This is a genomic window from Calidithermus roseus (assembly GCF_003574095.1).
Lineage (GTDB): Bacteria > Deinococcota > Deinococci > Deinococcales > Thermaceae > Calidithermus > Calidithermus roseus.
In genome coordinates this window covers 1-1,855 of record NZ_QWLA01000150.1, presented here as the reverse complement: position 1 = coordinate 1,855, position 1,855 = coordinate 1, and the positions used below count along the sequence as shown (strand labels likewise).

Below are 1,855 nucleotides of genomic sequence, written 5' to 3'. Positions count from 1 at the left end.
ACCGAGCTGTTCCCCAAACGCATTCATGCCACGACCCTCAAAGGCTTCGTGCTCAAGGTCTGGGGGTTCATCTTTGCCCACAACTTCAAGCGTCTGGCTAGCGTTTTGTAGGTAGCAACTTGGGTTAAAGGTAAACCGAGAAAGCGTATCCGGGTGTTGGCGATGGACAGTGAAGCCGCACCCGCGGCCCGGCGATGCCGGTACTCAAAAGCCTTCGACTCTACCCCTCTACGCCGCAGGCTCAGAGCCAAGGGCATTCGCGCCTCTGTCCCTGAGCGCCAGTTCCAAAACCGACGACGACGGGGCCCTAAGCCTAAACTCCACCCCGCCAGCCACAGACGTTATCAGGTCGAACGCCTCCACGCCTGGCTGGACAACTACCGCGCCCTGGCCGTGCGCTACGAGCGCAAAGCCCACATCTCGCCTCGCCGTGGCGAGGCGACGGGGCTTGCTGGTCTTCGCCGCCCTGCTCATCTGCATCCACGTCCTGCTCCACTGGTGAGCCCTATTCTTGGACTACTTGCACATGTAGATCCTCATGGTCGCCGAGAATTATTCACGTGGGCGGCCAACCTAAGCGCAATGAGACTGCCAATGATAAGCGACATCACTATGAAAGCATGACGTGGGATAAAATCTATTGATATTGTCAATTCAGTAACATTCAATAAAAAATGCAGGAGTATGGCGTTCCACACACTACCTGTTCTTAAAATAACCAAAGTCATAAGTAACGCAAACAAAAACCCATTGTATGTACGGATAATCCAGAACAAAAAATTGGTCGGCATTGAATCACTATGAGCAAAAGAAAAAACAAGTGAGTGTATTATATTAGCCACCAACGATGGGGCGGCATAGATCAAACTGGCCCTACCGGCTTCCTCTACAACCGGGGAGATAATTAGGGTTTGGAGAAAACTACCCTTATTTATTGATGCTAGAGCCGCCCCCTCCGCACTCCCTAGAAACAAATCACTAACTATCAATAGTAGCCCCGTCTTAAAAACAAACTTGAGGGATGGAGGACTAGTAAACAACTGCCTAACACTACCTAGACCCATGAACCCCACGAATGCAGCTATGTACCAAAAAAATGCCAACCATTGCTGAGTATGAATCCTGTCATTTGCCCGAGAATTAGCGACCTCATTCAGCAAGCTCATGCACAAAATTAATTCGATGAAAATTAATAAAACAGCCAAAGGGTGCTGACGAAAAACCGTCAGCAAGCCCCTTAGCCGTGCCGTTATCCTTAAGTCCATCATCAAATGTAACGTCTTTTGCCAACAGTCACTTTTTATTACTTGCTGCTCACTCGATCATAGGGATCACCGTAGCGAATTTCCCACCCATCCATAAAAGCCGAGCTGCCATAAATCGAAGTAGGAGCATAACCTTGATAGCTGCCATCCCCCATCGGAAAGCTCCACTCCCTACTTATAGGTCCAAGGTTAACTCCAAACTTGAATTCTGCCGATCCATCGTCTGGATAGCATATTCCTACTTCAAAACCAACGATAATATTGAAGCCGAATTCAAGGCATGTTCCTCCTCCGCCACCATCTATATTCTGCATTCCCTCTTGTGTCAACTCGACAAGTTTCATGCCTACCTCCCTACCAGATTTATTACTCCTGGCATTTGCAATGCCAGCATATTATCTAATCTAAAAGATGTATGCATATTGTTTCGATAACTTATGTCGAAGTATTCGATTACCATGTAATACCAAATCTCATTCAAGGTGACCCCTAAAGTTAGGATAGGGGAATGAGCCGAAGGATTGCCCCAATCGATTGGAGCGAAAGCGTAGAGGAGTTGGAGGAACAGTATAGAAGGGAGAAGCACCTGG

The 1,855-nt window shown here is 48.1% G+C and carries 4 protein-coding genes and 1 pseudogene; 2 read left to right on the top strand and 3 right to left on the bottom strand.

All coding sequences use genetic code 11. The features are described from left to right. Both Mrose_RS19910 and Mrose_RS19905 read left to right on the top strand, forming a co-directional pair. Positions 1-111: pseudogene (locus tag Mrose_RS19910) on the top strand (IS982 family transposase); the annotation flags it as partial. Positions 112-162: 51 nt separating this feature from the next. Then, positions 163-624, top strand: coding sequence for a transposase (locus tag Mrose_RS19905; protein WP_147371732.1), 462 nt, complete (start codon positions 163-165; stop codon positions 622-624). Here the strand turns inward: Mrose_RS19905 and Mrose_RS19900 are convergent. From Mrose_RS19900 to Mrose_RS18700, 3 genes are all read right to left on the bottom strand, one after another. Continuing rightward, the gene (locus Mrose_RS19900) at positions 537-1,064 is read right to left on the bottom strand and encodes a CPBP family intramembrane glutamic endopeptidase (protein ID WP_420808365.1); all 528 of its coding nucleotides are present in this window, start codon (positions 1,062-1,064) and stop codon (positions 537-539) included. The two genes, Mrose_RS19905 and Mrose_RS19900, sit on opposite strands and share 88 nt — an antisense overlap. An 85-nt stretch (positions 1,065-1,149) precedes the next feature. Then, a complete protein-coding gene (locus Mrose_RS19250) occupies positions 1,150-1,290 on the bottom strand; it encodes a hypothetical protein (protein WP_220452370.1) in 141 nt (46 codons plus the stop codon). Between the two features lie 13 nt (positions 1,291-1,303). Further along, entirely contained in the window at positions 1,304-1,609 is a 306-nt protein-coding gene (locus Mrose_RS18700) for a hypothetical protein (RefSeq protein ID WP_147371731.1), read from the bottom strand. Positions 1,610-1,855: the final 246 nt, after the last annotated feature.

Coding starts and splice junctions, on each gene's coding strand:
- Mrose_RS19905 (WP_147371732.1), top strand. CDS start 163: ATGGACAGTGAAGCCGCACCCGCGGCCCGGCGATGCCGGTACTCAAAA.
- Mrose_RS19900 (WP_420808365.1), bottom strand. CDS start 1,064: ATGGGTCTAGGTAGTGTTAGGCAGTTGTTTACTAGTCCTCCATCCCTC.
- Mrose_RS18700 (WP_147371731.1), bottom strand. CDS start 1,609: ATGAAACTTGTCGAGTTGACACAAGAGGGAATGCAGAATATAGATGGT.